Origin of the sequence: Psittacicella melopsittaci (assembly GCF_003585925.1) — a bacterium.
GTDB classification, from domain to species: domain Bacteria; phylum Pseudomonadota; class Gammaproteobacteria; order Enterobacterales; family Psittacicellaceae; genus Psittacicella; species Psittacicella melopsittaci.
Map to the genome: position 1 here is coordinate 1 of NZ_NRJH01000062.1, position 7825 is coordinate 7825.

At 34.8% G+C, this 7825-nt stretch carries 5 protein-coding genes; 1 reads left to right on the plus strand and 4 read right to left on the minus strand.

Going from position 1 to position 7825, the window contains the following annotated elements; translation table 11 throughout:
• Nucleotides 1–714 precede the first annotated feature (714 nt).
• Entirely contained in the window at nt 715–1296 is a 582-nt protein-coding gene (locus CJP74_RS06985; protein ID WP_119497661.1) for a metal-dependent hydrolase, read from the minus strand.
• Between the two features lie 489 nt (nt 1297–1785).
• Here CJP74_RS06985 and CJP74_RS06990 point away from each other — a divergent pair, with 489 nt between their 5' ends.
• Nucleotides 1786–2073 (plus strand): putative quinol monooxygenase, encoded by a 288-nt coding sequence (locus tag CJP74_RS06990; protein WP_119497663.1) that lies wholly within the window; start codon nt 1786–1788, stop codon nt 2071–2073.
• A 178-nt stretch (nt 2074–2251) separates the two neighbouring features.
• Here CJP74_RS06990 and CJP74_RS06995 read toward each other — a convergent pair whose 3' ends face one another.
• From CJP74_RS06995 to CJP74_RS07005, 3 genes are all read right to left on the minus strand, one after another.
• Nucleotides 2252–3598, minus strand: a complete 1347-nt coding sequence (locus CJP74_RS06995) for an MFS transporter (RefSeq protein WP_119497664.1) — start codon at nt 3596–3598, stop codon at nt 2252–2254.
• A gap of 325 nt (nt 3599–3923) precedes the next feature.
• Complete coding sequence (locus tag CJP74_RS07000; RefSeq protein ID WP_119497666.1) at nt 3924–5297, minus strand: MFS transporter; 1374 nt, start codon at nt 5295–5297, stop codon at nt 3924–3926.
• 1370 nt (nt 5298–6667) lie between these two features.
• Nucleotides 6668–7378 (minus strand): hypothetical protein, encoded by a 711-nt coding sequence (locus CJP74_RS07005; RefSeq protein ID WP_119497668.1) that lies wholly within the window; start codon nt 7376–7378, stop codon nt 6668–6670.
• Nucleotides 7379–7825 lie beyond the last annotated feature (447 nt).

Sequence of the window (7825 nt, forward strand, 5' to 3'; positions counted from 1 at the left end):
TTACTTTTTACTATCTAGGCCAGTTAAATGCCCACACAGATTGTCTGTTAAATTGTTAAAGAACTTACGTTGTTCTCTTTGCTTTCTAAGTATAAATACTTAGAAGCTTTTGACAACGTGAAATATTATAGCAATTTTTCCTTAAGCTTGTCAACTCTTTTTTGAAGAAATTTTTCTGAGGCGATCAAGTTAAGAAGCTGTTGTCCTTTTGACAACGAGAGCTATTATAGACAATTTATTTTGCTAAGTCAAACCCCAAATTTCAAGTTTATTCTTAAGTCATTTTAAATTAAACATTTTTTCTTACGCCTCAGTTACCATTTAGTAACTTTTACGCTTTCATTTTTTTACTTTTTTTGTCTTAATTATTTTTTTTACGCCTCTAGTTATTTTGCTAATTAATTTAATTATTTAGCTATTTTTTTGTAGGACAATTTTTAATTTTTCTTTGCGTAATTAGAATAATTTACCTAAATTAATTTTATACTTTGTTTCTTTTTATACCCTGATTAGTATTTTTGCTAAATTTTTTAGCTTTTCTTTAGCTTTTACTTTAGCCACCTTTAATTTTTCTTTTAGCTTACCTTTATCCTTTAGCCTACCTTTAACTTTTCCTTTAGATTTCTTTATGCCACGCAAAAGACCAAGAGGCTTTTTAGAAAAACTCCTCTTGGTCTTTTATTTATTTGCATCTTAAATTTTTTCTTTGCCAGTCTATCTTTGGGCAAGCAGACTTAAATCATGATTAAATCTTTGCCATAAAGCAGAAGCTACCTCTTTAGGATTTTGTAAAACATAATCCCAATGCTCTCTTAACTCCCACCAAATATAGACGCCCATTAAAATAGTGGTAATAAAGCAAATGGTATATTGTCTTTCGGCACTACCCCACCAACCTAAACAAAAACTTGGCTTAGGTAAAAATAATGGAATTGGCTTTTTATTTGGCATATCTAAGACTACGTGCAATAAACAACCAAAACAAAAGCTTGCCCCTAATAAAAATAGAGCTCCTGTTTGCGGGGCATCATGAAACTCTTCTAAGAGGTAAAAACCTAGGACTAGCCACATCGCAAACCAGTGGGTAATGGTCCTATGTGGTATAACAGACTTCATTTGCCCAGCCTCTTTATCCCACCAACGCATTTCCATGCGATCCGGGGCATTAGAGCCAACATAAGCACAGATACCAGCTAACACAGCCAGTAATAGTGATACTTGATAATTTGCTGCTACAGCAACTGCCCAACCTACCCCGAGGTTTAAGCCGGTAATCTTATGGCCTTTTGCATACATATATAGTTCTCTGCTCCTTAATATAAAAGTACAGCTTTATATTCTACCCTAAATTAAGGCAAGCCAGAGCAGTTTTTGCAAAATTTACCCTAAACATCGGAGTTGGAGGATAAATTTTAAATAATTAACTTGCTTAATTGGTTAATTATTTAAATTATTAAGGGATATTACTAAAAATCCAGACATAAAAAAACCTTGTATAACGTCTCGAGACAAGACGATACACAAGGTCAAGGATTAAGATTTGTTTTAGATTTTAAGGTTTATGAAATATGAATTCTTTGTCAATGAGTCACCTCATGGACCTTTCTATGAGTAATTATTTGGCTTATGTACCTATTATAACCGATATAAACTCATTTGTAAATAGATAAATGAGTACTTACTCATTTTTTTCTTTAGTTACTACCCCCTAAGGAAAAACATCGTCTTCCTAAAGTGGTATAATAAACATGTTATTCACTTTTTTTTAAAATTGGAGATTTAATTATGCTCGCAGTATACGCTGTAGTTAAGTTAAAACAAGGTAATGAAGGTCAATTTGAAGAAATTGCAGCTGGTTTAATCGAAGCTTCTTTAAAAGACCAAGGCGTAGTATCTTACAACTGTGGTAAAGTTGATGGTGAAGATTGGACTTATGCATTTGTTGAGCAATGGGAAAGCCTTGAAGCTTTACGTGCGCATATGAATACTGATCACTTCTTAACTGCGATTCCACAAATCGAGGCTCTTTCAGCAGCTCCTTTAGAAGTTAAAGTAATTAATCTTTTAAAATAATTACCTAAAAATAAAAGCGTCAACTCGAATTTGAGTTGACGCTTTTATTATTTACTCTAGTCTTAAGCAAGTTGAATACTAGACTCTTAAACTAGTAGTTGTTCTTTTGGGGCATGATTACAGAACTACGCCCCTGATTTCTTATTGTGTCACTATTTACTTGACTCTTGCTTTGCCATTATTTACTTGGCTCTTGCTCTTGTTCTGGTTTTAAGTCTACAGCAAGATTTTTGCTTTTAACATTTGTTGACCAAATCAGGTTATAAGAGTAAGAAAGTACGGCTGCTATAGCTAAAGAAATAGTAATCGAAATTAATAGAGTTTTCCCACCATTGATTGGTAAGTGACTAATTGCCGTTACAATTAAGCCCCCAATTAACATACGACTACCGTTTAATAACGAACTTGCCGTACCTGTCATATGTGGGTAACGCATTAAGTAAATTGCCATAGTATTACCCAGTTGTAAACCGTTAAATGAACAGTTTAAACAAATACAACCTAAAATTAAGAAGAGGTTCTGGTGGGTAAATATTACAATCAGGTTGGCAATTAAAGAAATTAACTGTAAGGTTGTCCCGATTAACCAAAGTTTTATTGGAGAAGCCTTACGACGTAAGAAAAATTGGTTAACTTGAATCCCAGCCATTACACAAAGAACAATTGGTAGAGAAATATAACCAAAATACTCGCCTGGAATATTGTACTCTTTAATCGCTACTACTGGCAGTAAGCTCGGTGGTCCAATAATTACTAGCATGTAGAAAATGCTTAGAATTAAAATCCATAATGAACTTGGCGTCATTAAAATTGAACCATAGTTTTTAATAATACGAATGGTATTTAACGGCTGACGCTTTTCAGGATCTAGAGTTTCAGGGATACGCACTATATAAAGGATAATCGCTATCACAATTAGTGCCGATATCGCATGGAATACCCAAACCCAAGAAGCATGGAGAATTATCCAGCCCCCCATTAATGGAGCTAATGCCGGGGTAAAGAGGAAAAGGGTAATTAACCAAGAGTTGTAAACCACAAAGTCACGTGGTGAGAAAATATCTTTTAATACCACCGAAGGTACGGCACCCATACCCGCATAAACTATACCCTGCACTACACGCACGGCAAGCAGATGACTAAAAGTATCCACAAAAGTTGCGACAAAGTTGAGAGCTATAGCTAAAAGACCACAGAAAACAATAATTGTGCGACGCCCAAAGCGGTCAATGGTTGGTCCCCAAAGAAAAAGACCAATCCCGTTCCCTATCACAAAGTAAGGAACTATTTGTTGTACGGTATTACCGTCAACTTTAAAATCTTCCATGAGTTCTTCTACCCCAGGTACCATGGCATCATTAGCAATACCTGTAAAAGCAGAAAAGAACACAAGGATCATTAATAAAATAGGTATTTTAGGGATTCGTTTGCGCAACTCGACCTGAAAGGGAGTTACCGAATCAAAACCGACATAGGTACTACCAGCTTCCCCTACGGTTTTTTCACTTGGAGATTTGTTACTCATAGATATATTCGTTGTCTTAAATCTATATATACTTGTCTTAAAATTTAAAAGTATAAATACTGACTCTCTTGCTTACGAGAATTTAACAATAATCAGATATTGTACACCGAAAGAGAGAAAAATAAAAGGCAAAAAATGCCCCAAAAATAAAAGCTTTATTCTCCTTGGCTAAGATTCGTTAAATAAGGCCTAAATTTTTTTGTCTCCTTCTTTTATCCCCCTAAACAAAAACTTTTCAAGGGCAAATTAAAGCAAAAAAAGGTCCTTCGACCTAACAGGCGAAGGACTAATAATTTAAATAATTAACCAATTAACCAATTAACCACTAATTCTTGCTCGCGTCTGAGCTAGGGGCATTTGGGTTTTCCCCTTTAATAATAACTTCAGGTTTAGAAGTAGTTGCAAGGTGGCGATCGCCGTCATCAACCTTCCAAATCCAGTTAAAGATTAGACTCATAGCCGTACAAATTAGGAGAACAAAAGCATTGGTAATTAGTAAAGTTGCCCCACCTGCACGATCAAGGTGAGAAAATACGGTTACTAAAACCCCAGCAACAATTAAACGTAAGGAAGTAATCATTGAAGTTGCTGTCCCTGTCATATATGGATATGGCATGAGGTAAATAGCAAACATGTTCCCTAATTGGAAACCATTGAATACTACATTTAAGCACAGAGCAATTAAAATACTGTGCACATTGAGATAGTAGTAAGCAAAGATAAAGTTAACTATGGTTGTAAGCCCTTGAGCTATTGCCCCAAAGATCCAGAGTTTAACTGGAGAATAGCCTTTTTTCACAAAAATTTGGTTAAGCTGGATCCCCACCATAATTGAAACAATTAATGGTAAGAAAAAGTAACCAAAGTGATCTGGGTCAACGCCATAGTCGGTAATGTAAATTGCAGGTAATAGCGTTGGGAAGCTAAACACTGTAATGGAAAATACCGAGTTAAGGATAATTAACCACAGCGAACGTGGTGATCTTAAAATCGTACCATAGTTTTTTAGAATACGTACGGTATTAAACGGTTGCTTTTTCTCTGGATCTAGAGTTTCTGGAATAAAGAAAATATAGCATAAAGTTGAGATAACAATCATTACACTAATAATGACATAGATCCATGGCCAGCTCATTTTTACTAAAACTATCCCCCCAAATAAAGGAGCTATAGCTGGAGCAAATAAGAACAAGGTCATTAACCAAGAATTGTAAATAACAAAGTCTCTTGGCGAGAACACATCCTTAAGCACTATTTGTGGTACAGCACCCATCCCTGAGAAAACTATCCCTTGGAAAATCCGAACGGCTATTAAAGTTGAGTACTCATGGATTACCAGCATGCTTATATTAAGAGCTATAGCAACTAAAGCACAAAGAATTACTATAGTTTTACGACCAAAGCGGTCAATAGTTGGTCCCCAGAGAAACTGCCCAATCCCCATACCTAAGACAAAGTAAGGGACTATCGCTTGAATATGGGCTGTATCTGTGTGGAAATCTTTAACTAACTCATTGATAGCTGGAGTTATAGCATCGTTAGCTAAGCCCACATAACCCGAGAAAAAAGCTAGAATTAAAACCAACCATACGGTTGGAGGCAGCCGTTTGCGCAATTCTATTTGATAAGGAGTTACCGCATCAAAGCCTCTATAGGTCGTTGACGGGGTTCCTTGAGGAAGATTATTGTCTTGACTCATATATTTTTATTTATCACATTAAATATTTGAAAACGCCATTATTATATACCTCGGCGTTGAATTTTGCTAACAAATGCCTGTAAATGAAAGGTTTAAGAGAAAATAACTCTCATTTGTACTTTTAACCTAAAAATCTTATTTTTATTGTTACGAGAGATTCGGAGTATTGGCAGTTGGGGATAGAAATGCCCTTGCTGTAAGGGGATCGGAGAACACTTGCTGTAAGGGGAAGATATTTGCGGTAAGAGGTGTGTATTTAAGTAAGGAGAAGTTATTTACCGTCAGCAAAAATGTTGTGCTTTTAATTTGGGTAGTTGGTTTTAATGTGGGGAGTTGGCTTTAATCTGGGTAGTTGGTTTTAATCTGGGGTCTTGCTTTAATGAGGGTGGGTTGGATGCTTTTCCTTTAAGGAGAGCAGAACTAACTAGGGACAATAAATTGTTTTAAGAGATTAGCTTTTGTTGTGAAGAGGTTAGGCATATTACTTCTTGCTGATTTAAAAGCTTGCCTTAGTTACTCTTTCTTGATTCATGAGGTTAGGTATATTAGTAAAAACGGTATTTTTTGTTAAGGCAAAAAGAGTCAAGTTGTTCTGTATCAGTAAGGTAAGTTAGCTATATTTTCATGCCGTTATTATCACTTCTGCGCTATCTCTAATCTTAGGTAAACAAGCAAATAAGTCCTACCTATTTTTGTAATTAGAAACTTTTGTTTTACGCTTAAAGCTAATTAACTTTTCTCTGCTCCAACAACGAACTTTTCCTTAAATCAGTGCTCTTATCCTTTTTTAAAACAATAAAAATCCGCTGCCTAGTAAGGTAGCGGATACACTTGCATATTGGTATATATTATCTATATTTAAGTTATATGTCTCCATTATAAACAAATACAATTTAATTGTCACCTATTTTTGTAAAAAACTTTATTTTTTAGATAACAAGCTTTTCATGGTAAAGATTTTTATAAATTTTAAGAACTAAGGTTTTAACAAAAAATGGTCAATTTTTGTGAAAGTTTATAACAGGCAAAAGGATAAAACTGCAAAAAATTAATTCCGCTAAACTTGGGGATTTATATCATTTAATAGCTATATATTTTTGTGATCCAAAAAATTTATCTTTCGGATCTGCCTATTAATATATATTTGTCTACAATGGCTAATTTTAGTTACAAAATTAAGTCAGCAAAATTCCCACAATAACTTAGTGGGGAATAGGGATATTAAGACATAAAGTTATTTTTTAGCAAAATAAAATACATTTTTGCTGTAGCTATTTATTTTCTTTTTTACCCTAACTCCTCATAGGTCGAGCAAAGAGTTTTCTTTTTTCTTTGCTTTACTTTAATCGTTAAGCCGATCTACTCTCTGCTTAATGTAACCCAACCTCACCTGTTAAAGCCTCACACCACTGCTCAACCCCTTGCTCATCTTGGAAAACTAAAGAATGAGGCATATATCTTTGCCCATTGTAAGTTAAATAAAGTTGAGCTTGTTGCTCGCCCTGAGGTCTAGCGGTACATAAAGCAAAGCTTGCTTTTTTCAGCTCGTCCTGAGTTGGATGCGGAATTTGATTAGGGTAAGTAAAATCTTTGATTTCGACAATACTTGGGCTAGCGTTGGCAATACTCACTTTAGCTTGCTTGAGAAATACTATTTTGCAGGCATGATAAAGCTTTTGTTGGTCTTGAGCATTCACTACGTAAACTAGGGCATTGTTTACTTGCCAAGCAAACTTGTTTTTCGCAAAAATACTGTTATTGAGGTTTACCTTATTTACTACCACTTCTTTTTGGGCACTACCTTCAGGAAGGTTTTGCCATAAACCTTCATAAACTATAGTTACACGATTAACTTGTGCATAGCTAGCCACATTTACTTGGCGACGACGTTCGGTACAAGTAATTTCCATTCCTTGGGCAGTTGACATAAACCAAGGTACTACTTGCGATGAATTAGGTTTGTGTTGCTTTAGTAAAAGCTTACCTTGTACAGGTTCAACAAAAAAAGTCACAGTATCTGCCAAGGCAGTACCTAAGCCTAAAGCCAAGGCTAAAGGAGTGATTAATTTAAGCTTGCCCATTAGTATTCCTCATAACAAAAAAGATAGATAAATTCTATTATACAAAAAAAATCCTACTCAAGTGAGTAGGATCTAAACAACATAATTATTCTAGTTATATTTTTTACTTAAGAGAAACACAAACAACAAAACAACGAACAACACAAACTCTTAAGTAGCAAGCAATGAACCTTTGGTTCTATGCTTACCTCTCTATAATATCAAAAGTAAAATGTAATTGCAATTATTTTTATAACCTCGCTAAGATCAAGCATAAATCTTTGAAAAATTTGCAAAAATAATAATTTTTTAGACAAAAAAAACTGCGTGGAGATATCCCCGCAGTAAACTTACACTTGCACGAAATTATTAAAAGAAAAGGCTAAGAATAAAACGAATTCTACTTGCCATAGGGTAGAGAGAAAAAAGAAAATGGTGGGACTAGTTGGACTTGAACTAACGACCTCA

Bases quoted from the DNA above. Each gene is read 5' to 3' on its own strand.
- CJP74_RS06985 (WP_119497661.1), bottom strand. From the start codon at position 1,296: ATGTATGCAAAAGGCCATAAGATTACCGGCTTAAACCTCGGGGTAGGT.
- CJP74_RS06990 (WP_119497663.1), top strand. From the start codon at position 1,786: ATGCTCGCAGTATACGCTGTAGTTAAGTTAAAACAAGGTAATGAAGGT.
- CJP74_RS06995 (WP_119497664.1), bottom strand. From the start codon at position 3,598: ATGAGTAACAAATCTCCAAGTGAAAAAACCGTAGGGGAAGCTGGTAGT.
- CJP74_RS07000 (WP_119497666.1), bottom strand. From the start codon at position 5,297: ATGAGTCAAGACAATAATCTTCCTCAAGGAACCCCGTCAACGACCTAT.
- CJP74_RS07005 (WP_119497668.1), bottom strand. From the start codon at position 7,378: ATGGGCAAGCTTAAATTAATCACTCCTTTAGCCTTGGCTTTAGGCTTA.